This is a genomic window from Hydrogenophaga sp., from assembly GCF_014773545.1.
Taxonomy (GTDB): Bacteria; Pseudomonadota; Gammaproteobacteria; order Burkholderiales; family Burkholderiaceae_C; genus Hydrogenophaga.
The window spans coordinates 75,904-95,046 of record NZ_SDDV01000009.1 but is presented as its reverse complement, the minus strand read 5'-3'; the positions used below and the strand labels follow the sequence as shown (position 1 = coordinate 95,046).

Genomic DNA, 19,143 nt, shown 5'->3' with positions numbered 1-19,143 from the left:
ATCTACCGCCGATCACACCGGTGCTGACGCAGTATTTGCGCCTGCGCGGTGTCTGTAGTGGTTGCGGCCACAAACATCACGCGGCGTTGCCCACGGGTGTGCCCAACGGCCAACTCGGTACGCGCGCCCTGGCACGGGTGGGCACGCTGTCGGGCCAGTTTCACCTCACGCAAGGCAAGATCCAGCGCCTGCTGGAGCAGGTCATGGGACTGAAGTTCAGCATCGGCACGATCTCGATGGCGCACGGCCACGTCGCGCAGGCGCTGGCCGAGCCGGTGCAGCAGTTGCAGATGCACCTGAGTCAGGAGCCGGTACGCCATGCCGAGGAGACCAGCCACAAGAACCACAACCACATGATGTGGGCGTGGACGCAGGTCTGCGACTGGGGCGCGCATTGCGCCGAGCGGGTGTTGCGTGGCTTCGTGATCAAGCGCAAGCTCTCGTTCTTCACCCGCTCGGGACGGGGGCTGAGATTCCTGGAGCGGATTTTCTCGACGGTGCAGACCTGTGCACTGCAGGGAAGACAGACCTTTGGCTTCCTGCAGGCGGCCATCGACAGCTGGCTGGCCGGCAAGACCGCCCCGTCACTGGTGCCCGACCATGTCTTGGCTCGTCAGGCCTGCGCCTGACGGCTGTGTTCCCCTGTGGGGGGCTGAATGGTTACTGCAGATGTTCGTCCTGCGCCGCCTGGGCTGCCTGCTGGAGCCCGCGAAGAAAGCGGTGCTCGAAGAGGTGCGCTTGCAACGTGAAAACACGCAGCCATAGTTCCGCTATGGCGCGGATTTGCAACGACATCAGGGGCGAAAAGACGCGGTTTTATGTTCCATCAAGCGCGCAACACCACACTAGCGCTCTGCCAAATCAGCCATGGCGGCAATGGCCTCTTGCCGTTTCAGCCCGGCTCTTGCCGCCTGATCGGTGCCGACGAGGGCGTCTAACGCGGACTTTTTGGGCCCGCAATCGTTGCCGAGGGACGCGATCTGGTCCACCACAGCCAGCGCTTCCAGGTCGATCTGCCCGAATAGAGCAGGCAGCACCGGCGCATCGCCCACCGAGTTGGGAGTGACCTCGATGGCCCGGATATCCAGCGTCTGCGCGTCAATGCCCAGGTGCAACTCGCGCCACTGGCGCCGGTACTCGGCACCGTGCTGCTTGCGCTGCGCCAGACGATGAGAGCGCCTCGTGATTGCAGGGCTTGGTTGTAGCGCCTCTCAGTGGGTCGCCTTGTGCTTGGCGGGTTCTGGCCTGACTCTGTCGCTCATGCCGGCAGCTTACGGAGGTTGCGCCGACGAGCGCACGGGCGATATGCGCAACAAAAGCCTCTGCGGCAGATAAAAAAAGCCAGCGCGGGGCTGACTGCTTAAAACTGGTGGTGATAGGTGGACTTGAACCACCGACATCAGCATTATGAATGCTGCGCTCTAACCAACTGAGCTATATCACCAACGAAGGCATCATTATAGCCAAACTTCGGCCCGATCAGGCGTGCTTGAAGTTGGCCTTGCGCTTGTTGACAAAGGCGTCCATGCCTTCTTTCTGGTCTGCGGTGGCAAACAGGGCGTGGAACAGGCGGCGCTCGAACATGACGCCGTCCGACAGGTTGCCCTCAAAAGCACGGTTGACCGATTCTTTGGCCGCCATCACGCTGGGCAGCGAGTATTCGCAGATTGTCAGCGCCGCACCCAGCGCCTCGGTCATCAAGGAAGCCAGCGGTACCACGCGGCTGACCAGACCGGCGCGCTCGGCCTCGGCGGCGTCCATCAGGCGAGCGGTCAGCACCAGATCCATCGCCTTGGCCTTGCCGACCGCGCGCGGCAGGCGCTGCGTGCCGCCAGCGCCGGGAATGATGCCGAGTTTGATCTCGGGCTGGCCAAACTTGGCGTTGTCGGCGGCGATGATGAAGTCGCACATCATCGCCAGTTCGCAGCCGCCGCCCAGAGCAAAACCGCTGACGGCGGCGATGACGGGCTTGCGGATGCTGCGTAAGGCTTCCCAGTTGCGGGTGATGTAGTCGCCCTTGTAGACGTCGGAAAAACTGTAGCTCGCCATGGCGCCAATGTCGGCGCCGGCGGCAAAGGCTTTTTCGCTGCCGGTGACGATCATGCAGCCGATGGTGTCGTCGGCGTCGAAGGCTTTGAGCGCCGCACCCAGCTCGTTCATGAGCTGGTCGTTCAAGGCGTTGAGCTGTTTGGGCCGGTTCAGTGTGACGATGCCAACGCGCCCTTCGGTGCGCACGTTGATCAGTTCAGGGGCTGTGGTCTCGGTCATGGGAACTCCTGGGTTAAACCTCGATTGTCCATGAGACGGCCCGGATCGTGCCAGGCCTTAGCGCGAGCGGCGCACGCGCAGGATTTCGTCCAGGATCAGCGTGAACGCGCCGATGGTGATGCCGACGTCGGCAACGTTGAACGACGGGAAATGCCCGCCGTGGAAGATGCCGGCCAGAAAACGAAAGTGAAAGTCCAGAAAATCGACCACGTGGCCGTAGATCAGGCGGTCGAGCACATTGCCGATGGCGCCGCCCAAAATGCAGGCCAGGGCGAAGGAAAACAGCTTTTGTCCGGGGTGCGAACGCAGCATCCAGACGATGAAAACCGCCGCGCCGACGCCGATGGCGGTGAAAAACCAGCGCTGCCAGCCGCCCGCATCGGCCAGCAGCGAGAACGCCGCGCCATAGTTGTGCGCGCGCACGATGTTGAAAAAGCCGGTCACGGGCGTGCTGTCGCCCAGTTCATAAAAGCCCACAATCAGGGTTTTGGTGAACTGGTCGAGCAAGATGATGGCCAGCGCCAGACCGAGCCAGGGCCAGCAGGTGGGGGAGGTGCGGGTTTTTGCCATTTGGGTTTCGTTCGGGATTCAGGCGAAGCGGCGGCTCTCGCCGGCGCCAAACAGGTTGCTGGTGCAGCGCCCGCACAGCAAGGGGTGCGCCGGGTCGTGGCCAAGGTCGTCGCGGTAGTGCCAGCAGCGCTCGCACTTTTGCGCCGCACGGGGCTGCACCAGAACGCGCAGCTCGGGGCCGTCTTGCACGCGGGCGGCCGAGGTGATGGTGACGAACTTGAGCTCGTCGCCGAGCGAGCGCAACAGCGCCGCGTCGTCGCCGCCGGCCTCAAACACCACTTCGGCCTGGAGCGAAGAGCCGAGCTGGCCGCTGGCGCGAACGGTCTCGATTTCCTTGTTGGCCAGATCGCGCAGGGCACGCAGGCGCGCCCACTTGGCCAGCAGTGCGGCGTGCGGTGTGGGCAGCGGCACATAGGTCTCGAAGAAGATCGAGCCGCGATTGTTCGCCCCCGCCAGCAGCGGCCAGGCTTCTTCGGCGGTAAAACTCAGGAACGGCGCCATCCAGCGCAGCATGGCCTGGGTGATCTGGTGCAGCGCGGTCTGGGCGCTGCGGCGTGCCGGGCTGTTGGCCGCGCTGGTGTAGAGCCGGTCTTTCAGTATGTCGAGGTAAAAGCCGCCCAGGTCTTCCGAGCAATAGAGTTGCAGCTTGGCCACCACCGGGTGGAATTCGTAGACCTCAAAGTGCTGCAAAATTTCGGCTTGCAGTGCGCTGGCGCGCGCCAGCGCGTAGCGGTCTATCTCCAGCAACTTCTCGGGCGGCACGCTGTCGTGCGCGGGCTCGAAGTCGGACACGTTGGCGAGCAAAAAGCGCAGCGTGTTGCGGATGCGGCGGTAGGCGTCGACCACGCGAGCCAGAATTTTGTCGTCGATGTTGAGGTCGCCCGAGTAGTCGGTCGAAGCCACCCACAGGCGCACAATCTCGGCGCCGAGCTTGTCATTCAAGCTTTGCGGCTCAACTGTGTTGCCCAGGCTCTTGCTCATTTTGCGGCCCTGGCCGTCGGTGGCAAAACCGTGCGTCAGCAGGCCCTTGTAGGGCGCGCGGTCAAACAGCGCGCAGCCCAGCAGCAGCGAGCTGTGAAACCAGCCGCGGTGCTGGTCGTGGCCTTCCAGGTAGAGGTCGGCCTCGGGGCCTTGCGCGTGGCAGGCGCCGTTCGGGTAGGCTTGGGCGTGGCTGCCATGCTGGCGGTTGAGTACGTGCCAGAAGGTCGATCCGGAGTCGAACCAAACCTCCAGAATGTCGCTGCTCTTGCTGTAGTGTGCGGCGTCGGCCGCGCCGAGCATGTCCTGGGTTGTGACGCGGCTCCAGGCCTCGATGCCGCCTTGCTCGACGATGCGGGCCGCCTGATCGAGTATCTCCATCGTGCGCGGGTGCAGTTCGCCCGAGTCTTGGTGCAAAAAGAACGGCAGCGGCACGCCCCAACTGCGCTGACGGCTGATGCACCAGTCGGGCCGGTTGGCGATCATGTCGCGCAACCTGGACTTGCCGTTTTCCGGGTAGAACTGCGTGTGGTCGATCGCGTTCAGCGCCAGCTCACGCAGGGTTTTGGCGGCCTTGTCGGTGCTGAACACGCCCTCGCCCTGGTCCATGCGAATGAACCACTGCGCGGCGGCACGGTAGATCACCGGCGTTTTGTGGCGCCAACAGTGCGGGTAGCTGTGCGTGATCTTGGCTGTTGCCAGCAGGCGGCCGGCGTCGCGCAGCGCTTGCAAAATGACCGGCACCGCCGCCCAGATGTGCAGGCCACCAAACAGCGCAAAATCGGCCGCATAGCAGCCGTTGCCCTGTACCGGGTTCAGTATGTCGGCGTAGGCCATGCCGTGGGCCACGCAGGTGTTGAAGTCGTCCACGCCGTAGGCGGGCGCCGCGTGCACGATGCCCGTGCCGTCGGCGTCGCTCACGTAGTCGGCCAGGTAGAGCGGTGAGCGGCGCTGGTAGCCCGGGTGCACGTCGTGCAGCGGGTGGCGGAAATTCAGGCCGCCGAGTTGATTGCCGCAGGCGCTGGCCAGCACGTTGCCGCTCAGGCCAAAGCGCTCCAGGCAGGTGGCGACCAGGGTCTCGGCCAGCACCAGGCAGCCGATCGGCGTGTCCACCAGCGCGTAGCCCAGTGCCGGGTGGGCGTTGAGCGCTTGGTTGGCCGGAATGGTCCAGGCGGTGGTGGTCCAGATGACGACAAATGCGCGCTTGCCCGCTGGCAACTGGCCCAGGCCGAAAGCGGCGGCCAGTCGGGCCGGGTCGTCGGCTTCAAACGCCACGTCCAGCGTATCGCTTTGCTTGTCGGCGTATTCGATCTCGAACTCGGCCAGCGACGAAGCGCAGTCGAAGCACCAGTAGACCGGCTTCAAGCCGCGGTAGACGAAGCCGCGTTCGATCACGCGCTTGAAGGCGCGGATCTGGCTGGCCTCGTTGGACGGGTCCATGGTGCGGTAGGGGCGCTCCCAGTCGCCCAGCACGCCCAGGCGTTGGAAGTCTTGGCGCTGCTGCTCGATCTGTTCGCTGGCGTAGGCGCGGCTCCTGGCCTGCATCTCGTCACGGCCGAGTTTGCGGCCGTGCAGCTTTTCAATCGCGTTCTCGATCGGCAGGCCATGACAGTCCCAGCCGGGGATGTACTGGGCGTCAAAGCCGGCCAGTTGGCGGCTTTTGACAATCATGTCCTTGAGCACCTTGTTGAGCGCGTGGCCGATGTGCAGTTTGCCGTTGGCGTAGGGCGGGCCGTCGTGCAGCACGAACAGCGGCGCGCCCTGGCGGGCCGTGCGCAGGCGCTGGTAGAGTCCGTTGCCGTTCCAGTCGGCCACCCAGGCCGGTTCGCGTTTGGGCAGCTCGCCGCGCATCGGAAACGGCGTCTCGGGCATGTTCAGCGTGGCGCGGTAAGCGCCGCCCGAGCTGTCGTTTTTCGCGGCGGGCTTGGCAGCAAGGGCTGCGGAGGGTTTGTGGTCGGACATGGAGGTGGCGCGGTGGCGGCTTCGATCCTTCGACAGGCTCAGGATGCGCGGATTTCAGCCCGAACGGGGTGAGGGTGCGAGGGAGGGAAATCCGTTCGCCCTGAGCTTGTTGAAGGGTGACGACCCCGGTGAGGTCAGAAGGTCTCGGTTAAATGCGGTCGCGGGTGGTCTGACGTTGCGTCTGGGCCTGCAGCGACGCAAAGAAAGCACGCGCGGTGTCACAGTCTTGGGCAATGCCCCGCGTCAAGGCGTCCAGGCTGTCGTACTTCAGTTCGTCGTGCAGTTTGTGCAGCAGCTCCACGCGAATGATTTTACCGTAGGCCTCTGCGCCGGGCAGCGCGGCGGCCAGTGCGGCGGGCCAGTCCAGGCAATGGGTTTCCAGCAGCACGCGCCCGCCGTTGACATCATCTGGGTCGAGCGAAGGGCGCACGCCCAGGTTGGCCACGCCGCGCAGCGCTGCGGCGTCGGCGCTTGGCCCAAGCCCGTGCACGTGTACGGCAAAAATGCCGCTGGCAGCGGGTTTCCAGTGCGCAAAACGCAGGTTGAGGGTGCGAAAACCGTTGCCCAGGCCGGGCGCGCTGGCACCGAGTTCGCGCCCGAGCTTGCGCCCGTGCAGCACGTGGCCGCTGATGCTGTAGGGCCGGCCCAGCAGGGTCGCCACTTCTTCCATGCGGCCAGCGCTCAGGGCCTCGCGCACGGCGGTGCTGGAGACGCGCAGGCCGGGGCCATTGGCCTGCTCAATTTCGTAGCTCGGCATGCGCGCCAGCGCAAAGCCCTGGCTTTGGCTGGCGGCTTGCAGCAGCGCGTAGTCGCCCGCGCGCCGCCGGCCGAAGCGAAAATCATCGCCCACCAGCAAATACCGCACGCCCAGCGCGCGCACCAGCGTGTCGTCTATGAAGGACTGCGGCGACTGCGCCGCCAAGCGGGCGTTGAAGGGCAGAATGACACAGCGATCGACGCCGGCGCGCGCCAGTTGGTCTAGCTTATCGCGCAGCGTGGCGATGCGCGCTGGCGCCAGTTCGGGTTGCCGGTAGTGGGCGGCAAAGTAGTCGCGCGGGTGCGGCTCGAAGCTCAGCACGCAACTCGGCACGCCCAGCCGGCGCGCCTGCTCGATCAACAGCGCCAGCATGGCCTGGTGGCCACGGTGTACGCCGTCGAAGTTGCCGATGGTCAGAGCGCAGCCGGCCGCTGCTTGCTGTTGTAGCGCGTGGTGCAGATTCCACAGGCCGCGAATGATTTGCATGGGTATCAAGGCCAGGTCGCGCAGGCTGGCTCGGGTCGGCGGTATTCGTCACAGAAGCGCGGTATATTGACACACAACACGTTGGCCCGAACTCGGGTGGCTGGCGCTGCAGACGAATGTTCCGGTTGTGCTTGCGCATGGAGGTTGGTCTTGAAGGTCTTGAAGCTCTCCGCCCAGGGGCTGCCACAGTCGTGGATCAGCCTGGAAGAAGCGGTGCTGCATTACGCAGCGCAGGAGGTGCGCTGGGAGATAGGGGCCGAGGTGGCGGTGTTCCACGGGGGGCACAACGCGATCACCGGGCGCCAATCCGTCATCACCGTCAACTCCATCATCGGCACCCAGGGCGTGCCGCGCATCAACCCGTTCGAATTGCGGCCCACGCTCACCAACAGCAAGCTGTTTGCGCGCGATCGCTGCCTGTGCGGCTACTGCGGGCAGCGCTTTCACGAAGAAGCACTGACCCGCGAGCACATTGTGCCGCTGGCGCAAAACGGGCGCGATCTGTGGATGAACGTGGTCACCGCCTGCCGCTCGTGCAACCACCGCAAAGGCAACCGCACGCCCGAGCAGGCCCACATGCCGCTGATGTATGCGCCCTACGTGCCCAGCCTGTGGGAAGACTTCATTTTGCGCAACCGCCGCATCCTGGCCGACCAGATGGAGTTTTTGGTGGCGCACCTGCCCCGGTCGTCGCGGCTGCACGCCTGAGCTGTTCAGCCCTGTCCGGGCGGCGACAGGCCAAGCTGCTCGTGCAGGTGTTGCAACTGATCCTGCAGCCGCGCGACCTTGCTTTCCAGCTCGGCGACGCGGCGCGTGAGCGCCGTCGGCTCGTCTTCGCTCGCACCGGCTGCGCACGCGCTGTCGGCTCGGTCGCTCAGCAGGGCGGCGTCGAGCGGCCCGCACAGCAAATGCGCCCAGCGCTGCTCGCGCGCACCGGGCGCACGCGGCAGTTTGAGCGTCAAGGCGCCGCCCTTGTCGGCCGGGCGGTCTTGCAGTTCTTCCAGAAAAGCGTCGACCGAGGCAATGTCCAGAAACTTGTGCCAGCGCTCGCTGTTTAGGCGCAGCTCAGCCGCGGTCTGCGGGCCGCGCAGCATCAGCAGCCCCAGCAGCGCGGCCGATTGGGTCGGCACGCCGACCGTGCGCACAAAATTGTGCGTGTAGCGTGTGACGCGAGCACCGCTGGACTCGAGAACCAGGTGCAGCGCACGCAAACCCTCCAGTGCTTGCAGCACCTGCTCGTCGCTGAGCTGCAGCACCGGTTCGCGGCTGGATTTCTGGTTGCAGCCGGCCACCAGCGCGTTCAGCGTGAGCGGGTAGCTGTCGGGCACGGTGCGGGCCTTTTCCATCAAAGTGGCGAGCACGCGGGCCTCGGCAAACGAGAGCGGGCGCTGCTGGAAATCGTGCGGGTGGGTGGCGGGGCTGTGGTCTGGGGTCATTACACTTCTCTGCATGTCCGGCGTGAACAAAAACATCGTTATTCTCATCTCTGGCGGCGGCTCGAACATGGCTGCTCTTGTGAAAGCCGCGCAGCAAGGCCGTTGGAGCGAACGCTTCGGCGCGCGCGTGGCGTGCGTCATCAGCAACCGGGCCGAAGCGGCGGGCCTGTTGCTGGCGCGTCGGCAGGGCATAGACACTGCTGTGCTCGAACACAAGAACTTTGCCACGCGCGCGGCGTTTGACGCTGCCTTGATGAGCGAGATCGATCGCCACGCCCCGGTGCTGGTGCTGCTGGCCGGTTTTATGCGCATCCTCACGCCCGGCCTGGTCGCTCATTACGACGGCCGCTTGCTCAATATCCATCCCAGCTTGCTGCCCGCTTTTCCCGGCCTGCACACGCACCGGCGCGCCATCGACATGGGCTGCAAGTTCGCCGGTGCCAGCGTGCACCGCGTCACGGCTGAAGTGGATCAGGGCGAATTGCTGGATCAGGCGGTCGTGCCGGTGCTGCCCGACGACACGCCAGACGCACTGGCCGCGCGCGTGCTGACGCAGGAACACCTGATGTACCCGCGCGTGGTCGAAGGTTTGCTGGCCCGGATGGACTGAGAGCCGTGGCTTCGTACAGACTGAACGGTATTGGGCCTGGGCGCTTGCCTTACAAGCCCTGGTGAAACACCAGTCCGGCGTGTTCGCGCAGCGCATGGAACGTGATCCTGGGCCAGTTGGCTTGCACCGCGCGCAGCGTGGCGGCGTGGTCTACCAGCAGCGTCGGCGCGTCCACCGCGTCCAGCGCCACCCGGTGGCTGTTGGCGTCAATGAAGCGTTTGAGCTCCGCTTCGCCGCCGTCTTCGGGTGCGCACGTGACCCAGCGCGCCACCTGGTAGGGGCTGTTCACGATGCGCGCCTTGACACCGTATTCGTGCTCCAGCCGGTGCGCCACCACCTCGAACTGCAACTGGCCGACAGCGCCCAGCAGCAGCACCGAGCCCGCCACCGGACGAAAGACCTGAATCGCGCCTTCTTCTCCCAATTGCGTCAAACCGGCGCGCAATTGCTTGCTGCGCAGCGGATCGGCCACCTCCACGCTGCGGATGATTTCCGGCGCGAAGAAGGGCAAGCCGGTGAACTGCAGGCTCTCGCCTTCGGTCAGTGTGTCGCCCAGTTGCAACACGCCGTGGTTCGGAATGCCGATGATGTCGCCGGCAAAAGCCTCATCGAGCAGCTCGCGCCGCTGCGACAGAAAGCTCACCACCGTGTTGGGCCGCAGGTCTTTGCCGCTGCGTACCACACGCAGCTTCATGCCGCGCTCGAAGTGGCCGCTGGCCACGCGCACGAAGGCAATGCGGTCGCGGTGCGCCGGGTCCATATTGGCCTGGATCTTGAACACCACGCCGGTGAACTTGGTCTCTTGCGGGTGCACCACGCGCTGGATGGCTGGCCGGTCGCCCGGCGGTGGTGCCAGGTCCACCAGCGCGTCCAGCACCTCGCGCACGCCAAAGTTGTTGACCGCCGAGCCGAACAGCATGGGGGTCTGTTTGCCGGCCAGGAACAGCGCTTCGTCGAACGCGGGTGATGCGCCTTCAACCAGCTCCAGCTCGCCTTTGGCCTGCTCGAACTCGGCGCCAAAGCGCTGCAGGCTCTCGGGGTTGTCCAGTCCGGCCAGCACGGCTTCGTCGCCACCGCGGCGGTCTTCACCGGCGGCAAACACGCGCATCTGGTCGGTGCGGCGGTCGTAGACGCCGCGAAAGGTCTTGCCCATGCCCACCGGCCAGGTGAACGGCACCACCGTCATGCCGAGCTCGCGCTCGATCTCGTCCATCAGGTCCAGCGGGGCCTGCACCTCGCGGTCCATCTTGTTGACGAAGGTCAGGATGGGCGTGTTGCGCGCGCGGCAGACCTGCAGCAGGCGCCGCGTCTGCGGCTCCACACCGTTGCCGGCGTCGATCACCATCAGCGCGGCGTCCACGGCGGTGAGCACGCGGTAGGTGTCTTCGCTGAAGTCCTGGTGGCCGGGTGTGTCGAGCAAGTTGATCACGCAGTCGCGGTACTCCATCTGCATCACCGAGCTGGCGACGGAAATGCCGCGCTGCTTCTCGATCTCCATCCAGTCCGACGTGGCGTGGCGCGCCGCCTTGCGCGCCTTCACCGAACCGGCGATGTTGATGGCGCCCGAGAACAGCAGCAGCTTCTCGGTCAGGGTGGTTTTACCGGCGTCGGGGTGGGAAATGATGGCAAACGTGCGCCGCCTTTTGACCTCATTGACGATTTTATCGTTCGACATCAATCAGTAATCCCGTTATGTACACAGCTCGGTACGCATTTCTCATGGTGCCCACAGCGATGTGCATATCGGCCTTTGACCCTGGCGCCAGACTTGGTCGGGCGCCGCGCCATTTTATCTTGCGAGGGAGCCCCGGGCACTTCCCGGCGCGCACATGCTGTGCAAGCGCTTGGTCTGGGCCAAAGGCATAAAGGCATCGCCGCCGCAGGCGCACAGATGCAGGGGCGTGACAATACGGCCATGCACCCCAAAGCCTTGCTGGACGAATGTTCCCACCTGATCGAACAGGTTTTCAAATTTGACCACCCCGCCGACGCCGTGTTGGCGCGGCATTTTCGCGCCAAGCGCTCGCTGGGCCCGCGTGAGCGCGCCACGCTGTCCGACACGGTGTTTGCCGTGCTGCGCCAGCGGCTGCGGCTGGAATGGCTGGCGCGCTCGGGCAGCGGCTCCAAATGGCGCCGGCTGGCCATACTGGCGTTTGCGGGTCCGCGTGAATTTCTCTTGAGCGCACTCTGCGACACCGAAAAAATCTGGCTGGCCCACTGCGACGCCGTCAGCGACGCCGATGTGCTGGCCCCGCACCGGCATAACCTGCCGCAGTGGCTGGAGGCGGCGTTGCGCGAGCAGGTGGGCGACGCCTTCGACGCCCTCGCAGCCAGCCTGTTGCTGCCCGCGCCGCTTGATTTGCGCGTCAACTCGCTGAAGAAAAAGCGCGACGCTGTGCTGGCCGAACTGCGCCAGGCCGGACTGACTTGCGAGCCCACGCCCTACTCGCCGCTGGGCATTCGGCTGCAGGGCAAACCGGCGCTGCACAAACTGCCCGCCTTTGTGCAGGGCGAGGTGGAAGTACAGGACGAAGGCTCGCAACTGCTGGCACTGCTGCTGGACGCCAAGCGCGGCGAAATGGTGGTCGATTTCTGTGCCGGCGCCGGTGGCAAGACGCTGGCCATTGGCGCGGCCATGCGCAACAGCGGCCGCCTGTACGCCTTTGACACCTCGGCGCACCGGCTCGACGCGCTCAAGCCCCGGCTGGCGCGCAGCGGTCTGTCCAACGTACACCCGGTGGCGATTGCCCACGAGCGCGACGAGCGCATCAAACGGCTGGCCGGAAAAATCGACCGCGTGCTGGTCGACGCACCCTGTTCGGGGCTGGGCACGCTGCGCCGCAACCCCGACCTGAAGTGGCGCCAAACCCCATCAACCGTGGCCACGCAGGTGCAGGTGCAGGCGGCCATTTTGCACAGCGCGGCGCGCCTGCTCAAACCCGGTGGGCGGCTGGTGTACGCCACCTGCAGCCTGCTGAGAGAAGAGAACGAACAGCAGGTGCTGGCCTTTGGTGCTGCGCAGCCGGATTTTGAAGCGCTGTCGGTGTCTGAGCTGCTGGCGGCTGCATCCGTGTTGCAGGCCGATACGCTGTGCAGCGGCCCACAAGGCCAGTGGCTGCGTCTGTGGCCGCACCAGCACGCCACAGACGGTTTTTTTGCTGCCGTCTGGCACAAGCGGAGTTGAACCTAAATCCGGCTTTGACCGCTCATCTCCCGCTGGCGGATGAGGGCAGGGGTGAGGGATGCGGACCTGGCACATGGCCGTTTCATGCTCCGGGGCGGCCGGGCGCCATGTCCGTTCGCTGCAGAAGCGGCTGTGTTTGCGCCAACAAAAAAGCCGCCGTTTTCACGGCGGCTTTTTGGCTGGAGGAATCCGGCTGAATCACTTCAGCTTGATTTCCTTGTAGTCCACGTGTTTGCGCGCCTTCGGATCAAACTTTTTGATCAGCATCTTCTCTGGCGTGGTTTTTTTGTTCTTGGTCGTGGTGTAAAAATGACCGGTACCCGCGGTGGATTCCAGCTTGATTTTTTCGCGTCCGCCTTTGCTTGCCATGGTGCGTGCTCCTTAAGCTTGGCCGCGTGCGCGCAGGTCTGCGAGCACGGCGTCGATGCCGTTTTTGTCGATCAGGCGCAGGGCAGCGCCCGAGACGCGCAGGCGTATCCAGCGGTTTTCGCTCTCGACCCAGAAACGGCGGTATTGCAGGTTCGGCAGGAACCGGCGCTTGGTTTTGTTGTTGGCGTGGGAAACGTTGTTCCCGACCATGGGCTTTTTTCCCGTGACTTCGCAGACGCGTGCCATGTGGACACTCCGATCTCATCAAACAGCCGCCACCTGAGCGGTGGGGGCCTCACCTCGCCAGAAAAAAGGGTGGCGGTAACCCGAGATTTGCAGACCAGGTCTCAAGTGAAACCTGGCAACAAAGCCCGCGATTATAGCCAACCAGAAGTGTCTCGGTCGGTGTTAGGCGTTTTCCAGAAATCGCTGCGCGTCCAGCGCCGCCATGCAGCCGGTGCCGGCGCTGGTGATGGCTTGGCGGTAGACATGGTCTTGCACGTCGCCGGCGGCAAAAATGCCGGGCACGCTGGTCATGGTGGCCATGCCTTGGCGGCCCGATTGGGTCAGCAAGTAGCCGTCTTTCATCTCCAGTTGGCCCTTGAAGATGTCGGTGTTCGGACTGTGGCCGATGGCGATGAAACAACCCTGAACCGCCACGTCTTCGGTTGCGCCGGTTTGACCGTTTTTCAAGCGCACGCCGCTCACGCCGCTGGCGTCGCCCAGCACCTCCTCCAGCGTGCAGTGCAGTTTGAGCTCGATCTTGCCGCTGGCGACGCGCTCCATCAGCTTGTCAACCATGATCGGCTCGGCCTTGAAGCTGTCGCGCCGGTGAATCAGCGTGACTTTGCGGGCGATGTTGGAGAGGTAGAGTGCCTCTTCCACCGCGGTATTGCCGCCGCCGACCACGCCTACGTCTTGCCCGCGGTAGAAAAAACCGTCGCAGGTGGCGCAGCCGGAAACGCCTTTGCCCATGAAGGCTTGTTCAGACGGCAGGCCCAGGTATTTGGCCGAGGCGCCGGTGGCGATGATGAGCGCGTCGCAGCTGTATTCGTCACTGTCGCCCTTGAGAACAAAAGGGCGTTGGGAAAAATCGACCGCGTTGATGTGGTCGAACACGATCTCGGTCTTGAAACGTTCGGCGTGCGCCAGAAAGCGCTGCATCAGGTCTGGCCCCTGCACGCCATGCGCGTCGGCCGGCCAGTTGTCCACCTCGGTGGTGGTCATGAGTTGGCCGCCCTGGGCGATGCCTGTAATCAGCACCGGGTTGAGGTTGGCGCGTGCGGCGTACACGGCAGCGGTGTAGCCGGCGGGGCCGGAGCCCAAAATCAGAACTTTGGCGTGCTTCATGGTGCAAAATCCCAGCAAACTCTGGGCTGTGTGGTTCAACGGACGAAATCAGCGGGTTCGAGACGCAGCGCCGCAAGGCCGATTGGAACATTGCCAACGGTTGGCGGTCCAGCCATTATAGTCCATGGGGTATACGAACGGTGGCTGTGCGCGCGCCGGCCAAGCAAAGGAATTGACCCGTGACTCTGTTGCCCAGCCTCGATTGGATTCGCCGCGTGCCCTTGTTTGCGGCCTTGACCCAGGCTCAGGCCGAGGTGCTGGCCGCTGACTTGGCACAGGACGGCAGCATCGTCATCAAGGAACGCATCAATACCCTGAGCTGAACTTGGCCAGCCGAGCTCTTGTTGGTCGAGACATACAAACGTGCTGCTGCACGTACACATCGTCATGACTTATTCACTCAATACGCTCAATGCCGACCGCCTGTCGCCCCAAGCGCAGGGCGCAGCGCGCTTCACACGAGAAATCGGGCTGCTGTTGGGCGCGGTGGCGCTGCTGTTTTGGCTGCTGGCCATGCTGAGCCATTCGCTGGCCGATCCGGCCTGGAGCACCAGCGGCACCCAGCCTGTCGTTGGCAACTGGGGCGGCCAAATCGGCGCCGTGTTGGCCGATGCAAGCTATTTTCTGTTCGGTTTTTCGGTCTGGTGGATTTTCTTCGTCGGCCTGCGGCTGTGGCTGGCGACGCTGGCTCGCGGGCTGCGCGGCCAGCCGCAGCAGCCGCCACAGGGGTTGGCTGCGCCTGGCCGCTGGCAACGCTTTTGCGCCGGGCGCGCCTCCTTCTGGCTGGCGCTGGCATGGCTGCTGCTGGCCAGCGCAGCGCTCGAATGGAGTCGCCTGTATCGGTTTGAGCCGCTGCTGCCCGGTCATTCGGGTGGCGTGCCGGGCTATCTGCTGGGGCCGCTGGCGCTTCGCTGGCTGGGCAACACGGGTTCGGTCGTGATTTTGCTGGGGCTGCTGCTGGTCTGCCTGCCGCGGGTGTTTCATTTTTCCTGGGCGCACTGGGCCGAGGCGCTGGGCCGCACATTGGAGCGCTGGTTCCAGGCCCGGCGCGAGCAACGCGAGGCAGTGCAGGATCAGCGCATCGGCGCGCAAGCGGTGCGCGAGCGCGAGGAAGTGGTGGTCGAGCGCAGCGAGCCGGTCGAGCCGCTGCTCAAGCCGGTGCAGATCGTACCCACACCGGTCGAGCCGCCAAAAAGCGAGCGCATCGCCAAAGAGCGGCAAAAACCCCTGTTCACCGAACTGCCCGACAGCAAGCTGCCGCAGGTCGATCTGCTCGACGGTGCACCGGCGCAGCAAGCCGGCGTGGACAGCCAGACGCTGGAGATGACCAGCCGCCTGATCGAGAAAAAACTGAAAGACTTTGGCGTTGACGTGCGGGTGGTGGCCGCTGCGCCGGGGCCGGTGATTACGCGCTACGAGATCGAGCCGGCCACCGGCGTCAAGGGATCGCAGATCGTTGGCCTGGGGCGCGATCTGGCGCGTTCGCTCTCGCTGGTGTCGATCCGCGTCATCGAGACCATTCCGGGTAAGAACCTGATGGCGCTGGAGCTGCCCAACGCCAAGCGCCAAACCATCAAACTGAGTGAAATTCTGGGCTCGAAGGTCTACAACGACGCCAAGAGTCTGCTGACCATGGGGCTGGGCAAAGACATTGCCGGTCTGCCAGTGGTGGCCGATCTGGCCAAAATGCCGCACTGCCTGGTGGCCGGCACCACCGGTTCGGGCAAGTCGGTGGGCATCAACGCCATGATCTTGTCGCTGCTCTACAAAGCCGACGCGAAAGACGTGCGGCTGCTGCTGATAGATCCCAAAATGCTGGAGTTGAGCGTTTACGAAGGCATACCGCACCTGCTGGCGCCGGTGGTGACCGACATGAAGCACGCCGCCAACGGCCTGAACTGGTGCGTGGCCGAGATGGACAAGCGCTACCAGCTCATGAGCAAGCTCGGCGTGCGCAACCTGGCCGGCTACAACGTCAAGATCGACGAAGCCCATGCGCGCGGCGAGACCATAGGCAACCCGTTCAGCCTCACGCCCGAGCAGCCCGAACCGCTGGCGCGGCTGCCACACATCGTGGTGGTGATCGACGAGCTGGCCGACCTGATGATGGTGGTGGGCAAGAAAATCGAAGAACTGATCGCGCGCCTGGCGCAAAAGGCGCGCGCAGCCGGCATCCACCTCATCTTGGCCACGCAGCGCCCCAGCGTGGACGTGATCACCGGGCTCATCAAGGCCAATATTCCCACCCGCCTGAGTTTTCAGGTCAGCAGCAAGATCGACAGCCGCACCATTTTGGATCAGATGGGCGCAGAAAGCCTGCTCGGCATGGGCGACATGCTCTACTTGCCCTCGGGCACCGGTTTTCCGGTCCGGGTGCACGGCGCCTTTGTCAGCGACGACGAGGTGCACCGCGTGGTGGCCTACCTCAAAGCCCAGGGCGGCGAGCCCAACTACATCGAAGGCGTGCTCGAGAGCCCGGCGACCGACGGCGACGCGCTGGATCCGCTGGGCGAAGCAGGCGCTGAGGGCGGAGAAAAAGACGTTTTGTACGACCAAGCGGTCGAGATTGTGCTGAAAGACCGCAAGGCCAGCATCTCTTACGTGCAGCGCAAGCTCAAAATCGGCTACAACCGCGCCGCGCGCCTGCTCGAAGAGATGGAAAAAGCCGGTCTGGTCAGCGCACTCACCTCCAGCGGTCAGCGCGACATTTTGCTGCCGGCGCGCGGCGAATGAGGGCGGCATGCAACCTTGTGCGCGCCAACGGGTCAACCGCAGACGGGTTTCGTTTTTAGTCACAGACCAGCATGGGCCATGATCAAATTTCTTCTTGTTTGCGCCGCACTGGCGCTCAGCGCCGCTGCGGCGCGCGCCGACGGTCTGCAGGATTTGGAGCGCTTTTTGCGTGAGGTGCACAGCGGGCAGGCCAGCTTCACCCAGGTCGTGACCCTGCCGCGCCGCGCCGGCGACACTGCCGCGCGCAGCAGAACATCGAGCGGAAGCTTTGAATTCTTGCGCCCGAACCGGTTTCGCTTCGAATACAGCCGGCCGTTCGAGCAGATCATCGTGGCCGACGGGCAAACGCTGTGGTTGCACGACGTCGATCTGGATCAGGTGACGGCGCGCCGCCAGCAAGACGTGCTGGGCAGCACGCCGGCGGCGCTGATCGCCGCCGGCACCGATATACGCACTTTGTCTGATCTGTTTTACCTGCAGGCGGCACCGGCGCAAGACGGTCTGCAATGGCTGCTGGCGCGTCCCAAGCTGCAAGACGGACAGTTGCAAAGCGTGCGCATCGGTTTTCGTCAGGGCCAACTCGCCGTGCTGGAAATCGCCGACAGCCTGGGTCAGCGCTCGGTGCTGAGCTTTGGTCCCTGGCAGGAAACGACGGCACTCAAAGCCGAGCACTTTCGCTTTCAGCCACCGCCCGGCGTGAGCGTGATTCGCCCTTGAGTTCCGCCGTGCGCCAGGCCGCTGCCAGGCACGAGCCGCTGGCCGAGCGCCTGCGCCCGCACACGTTGGCCGAGGTGGTCGGCCAGCAGCAGGTGCTGGGCCCGGGCACGGCGCTGCGCCTGTCATTTGAATCGGGCCAGCCGCACAGTTGCATCCTCTGGGGCCCGCCCGGCGTGGGCAAAACCACCATCGCACGCCTGATGGCCCACGCCTTTGACGCCCAGTTCATCAGCATCAGCGCGGTGCTTGGCGGCATGAAAGACATTCGCGAGGCGGTCGAGCAGGCGCTGGCCGCGCGCGACGGCTTGCCGGCCCGGCGCACCCTGGTGTTCGTCGACGAGGTGCACCGCTTCAACAAAAGCCAGCAAGATGCGTTTTTGCCACACGTCGAATCCGGCCTGTTCACCTTCATCGGCGCCACGACCGAAAACCCGTCGTTCGAGGTCAATTCAGCCTTGCTCTCGCGCGCCACCGTCTACGTGCTGCTGCCTTTGTCTGAAGACGACCTGCGCCAGATCGTCGACAAAGCGCAGGCCCAGGCCGCCGTGCCGCACATCGAGCCCGAAGCGCTCGCGCTCTTGATCGCCCACGCCGACGGCGACGCGCGGCGGCTGCTCAACACACTGGAGACGCTGACGCTGGCCGCCCGCCAAGAGCAGCGCACCAGCGTCAGCGCAGCCTGGGTGCAGCAGGTATTGGGTGAGCGGATGCGGCGCTACGACAAGGGCGGCGATCAGTTCTACGACACCATCAGCGCGCTGCACAAAAGCCTGCGCGGCTCCGACCCGGACGCCGCGCTGTACTGGTTTGCGCGCATGTTGGACGGCGGGGCCGATCCGCGCTACCTGGCGCGGCGCCTGATCCGCACCGCCAGCGAAGACATTGGCCTGGCCGACCCGCGCGCGCTGCGCCTGGCGCTGGATGCGGCCGAGGTGTACGAACGCCTGGGCAGCCCCGAAGGCGAACTGGCGCTGGCCCAGTGTGTGCTGTACCTGGCTGTGGCGCCGAAGTCGAATGCGGCCTACCAGGCTTTCAATGAGGCGCGCGCCTGGGTCAAGAAAGACGGCACGCGAGCGGTTCCCAAGCACCTGCGCAACGCACCGACTGATCTCATGAAGGCGCTGGACTGCGGCAAAGGCTACCGCTACGCGCACGATGAGCAAGATGGCTTTGCCGCCGGTGAGCGCTATTTGCCCGTCGGCATGGCCGAGCCGGGTTTTTACCGTCCGGTCGAGCGCGGGCTGGAGATTCGTATTGCCGAGCGCCTGCGCGAGCTGAAAAGGCGCAACCAGCAGAAAAATTCAACCTGAACCCGGCCGTTGGACGCGACCCAGGGCGGCTCCAGCGGGAATTGCGCGGCCAAGTACCTGATTCAGGTTCACGAGCCCGCATCCAAAAACGCCTGTCGAGTTCCGTGTGATTATGTCCCGCGTCAATGATGGAGCTTTTCGGATTCAGCAAGGGTGAAAGCCGGTTTTGGGACGATAGCAATTCCCTGCAAACCGTTCGCCCTGCAAACCGTTCGCCCTGCAAACCGTTCGCCCTGAGCCTGTCGAAGGGCCTGTCCTGAGCTTGTCGAAGGAAGCCTGTCGAAGGGCCGCAACGCAGCACCGGCACCGACGTGCCGCCGATCCCCGTTCGCCCTGAGCTTGTCGAAGGGCTTCCTTCGACAAGCTCAGGCCAGTCGGAAATACAGGCTCAGCCCGAACGGGGGTCTGGGTGT

The 19,143-nt window shown here is 64.6% G+C and carries 17 protein-coding genes, 1 tRNA gene and 1 pseudogene; 8 read left to right on the top strand and 11 right to left on the bottom strand.

Translation table 11 applies throughout. The annotated features are described in order from the left end of the window. The coding region (locus EST26_RS08130; RefSeq protein ID WP_291066873.1) for a transposase at positions 1-629 on the top strand (629 nt) is incomplete at its 5' end. 357 nt (positions 630-986) lie between these two features. Here EST26_RS08130 and EST26_RS08125 read toward each other — a convergent pair. The 6 genes and pseudogenes from EST26_RS08125 to EST26_RS08100 all read right to left on the bottom strand — a co-directional run. Then, a pseudogene (locus EST26_RS08125) lies at positions 987-1,187 on the bottom strand (transposase); the annotation flags it as partial. Between the two features lie 180 nt (positions 1,188-1,367). Continuing rightward, positions 1,368-1,444 (bottom strand) — tRNA-Met (locus EST26_RS08120). A 35-nt stretch (positions 1,445-1,479) separates the two neighbouring features. Further along, a complete protein-coding gene (locus EST26_RS08115) occupies positions 1,480-2,268 on the bottom strand; it encodes an enoyl-CoA hydratase (protein ID WP_291066871.1) in 789 nt (262 codons plus the stop codon). A gap of 57 nt (positions 2,269-2,325) precedes the next feature. Beyond that, a complete protein-coding gene (gene lspA, locus EST26_RS08110) occupies positions 2,326-2,838 on the bottom strand; it encodes a signal peptidase II (RefSeq protein WP_291066869.1) in 513 nt (170 codons plus the stop codon). Between the two features lie 18 nt (positions 2,839-2,856). After that, entirely contained in the window at positions 2,857-5,688 is a 2,832-nt protein-coding gene (gene ileS / locus EST26_RS08105; protein ID WP_291066884.1) for an isoleucine--tRNA ligase, read from the bottom strand. Positions 5,689-5,926: 238 nt separating this feature from the next. Further along, complete coding sequence (locus tag EST26_RS08100; RefSeq protein WP_291066868.1) at positions 5,927-7,021, bottom strand: bifunctional riboflavin kinase/FAD synthetase; 1,095 nt, start codon at positions 7,019-7,021, stop codon at positions 5,927-5,929. A 150-nt stretch (positions 7,022-7,171) separates the two neighbouring features. On the opposite strand from EST26_RS08100, the gene EST26_RS08095 reads away from it, so the two are divergent. Continuing rightward, positions 7,172-7,729, top strand: coding sequence for an HNH endonuclease (locus EST26_RS08095; RefSeq protein WP_291066866.1), 558 nt, complete (start codon positions 7,172-7,174; stop codon positions 7,727-7,729). 5 nt (positions 7,730-7,734) lie between these two features. Here EST26_RS08095 and EST26_RS08090 read toward each other — a convergent pair whose 3' ends face one another. Continuing rightward, a complete protein-coding gene (locus EST26_RS08090; RefSeq protein ID WP_291066865.1) occupies positions 7,735-8,457 on the bottom strand; it encodes a YceH family protein in 723 nt (240 codons plus the stop codon). 13 nt (positions 8,458-8,470) lie between these two features. Between EST26_RS08090 and purN the strand changes: the two genes are divergently transcribed. Further along, positions 8,471-9,067: a phosphoribosylglycinamide formyltransferase gene (gene purN, locus EST26_RS08085; protein WP_291066863.1), complete on the top strand. Its 597-nt coding sequence runs from the start codon at positions 8,471-8,473 to the stop codon at positions 9,065-9,067. Positions 9,068-9,116: 49 nt separating this feature from the next. Here purN and EST26_RS08080 read toward each other — a convergent pair whose 3' ends face one another. Then, positions 9,117-10,742, bottom strand: coding sequence for a peptide chain release factor 3 (locus EST26_RS08080; RefSeq protein ID WP_291066861.1), 1,626 nt, complete (start codon positions 10,740-10,742; stop codon positions 9,117-9,119). 240 nt (positions 10,743-10,982) lie between these two features. Here EST26_RS08080 and EST26_RS08075 point away from each other — a divergent pair, with 240 nt between their 5' ends. Further along, a complete protein-coding gene (locus EST26_RS08075; protein ID WP_291066860.1) occupies positions 10,983-12,251 on the top strand; it encodes an RsmB/NOP family class I SAM-dependent RNA methyltransferase in 1,269 nt (422 codons plus the stop codon). Positions 12,252-12,449: 198 nt separating this feature from the next. Here EST26_RS08075 and rpmG read toward each other — a convergent pair whose 3' ends face one another. The 3 genes from rpmG to trxB all read right to left on the bottom strand — a co-directional run bounded on the left by rpmG (position 12,450) and on the right by trxB (position 13,970). Further along, complete coding sequence (gene rpmG / locus EST26_RS08070) at positions 12,450-12,620, bottom strand: 50S ribosomal protein L33 (protein ID WP_291066858.1); 171 nt, start codon at positions 12,618-12,620, stop codon at positions 12,450-12,452. A gap of 12 nt (positions 12,621-12,632) precedes the next feature. Further along, positions 12,633-12,866 carry a 50S ribosomal protein L28 gene (gene rpmB, locus EST26_RS08065; protein WP_291066856.1) on the bottom strand — a complete coding sequence of 78 codons (234 nt, stop codon included), beginning with the start codon at positions 12,864-12,866 and terminating at the stop codon, positions 12,633-12,635. Between the two features lie 162 nt (positions 12,867-13,028). Next, positions 13,029-13,970: a thioredoxin-disulfide reductase gene (gene trxB / locus EST26_RS08060; protein WP_291066854.1), complete on the bottom strand. Its 942-nt coding sequence runs from the start codon at positions 13,968-13,970 to the stop codon at positions 13,029-13,031. A gap of 179 nt (positions 13,971-14,149) precedes the next feature. Between trxB and EST26_RS08055 the strand changes: the two genes are divergently transcribed. The 4 genes from EST26_RS08055 to EST26_RS08040 all read left to right on the top strand — a co-directional run bounded on the left by EST26_RS08055 (position 14,150) and on the right by EST26_RS08040 (position 18,730). After that, a complete protein-coding gene (locus EST26_RS08055; protein ID WP_291066853.1) occupies positions 14,150-14,293 on the top strand; it encodes a hypothetical protein in 144 nt (47 codons plus the stop codon). 64 nt (positions 14,294-14,357) lie between these two features. Continuing rightward, on the top strand, positions 14,358-16,703 hold the full coding sequence (locus tag EST26_RS08050; protein WP_291066882.1) for a DNA translocase FtsK: 2,346 nt from the start codon (positions 14,358-14,360) through the stop codon (positions 16,701-16,703). A 78-nt stretch (positions 16,704-16,781) separates the two neighbouring features. Then, positions 16,782-17,420: an outer membrane lipoprotein chaperone LolA gene (gene lolA, locus EST26_RS08045; protein WP_291066852.1), complete on the top strand. Its 639-nt coding sequence runs from the start codon at positions 16,782-16,784 to the stop codon at positions 17,418-17,420. Continuing rightward, positions 17,417-18,730: a replication-associated recombination protein A gene (locus EST26_RS08040; protein WP_291066850.1), complete on the top strand. Its 1,314-nt coding sequence runs from the start codon at positions 17,417-17,419 to the stop codon at positions 18,728-18,730. The genes lolA and EST26_RS08040 overlap by 4 nt, the downstream gene beginning before the upstream one ends. The last annotated feature ends 413 nt before the right edge of the window (positions 18,731-19,143 follow it).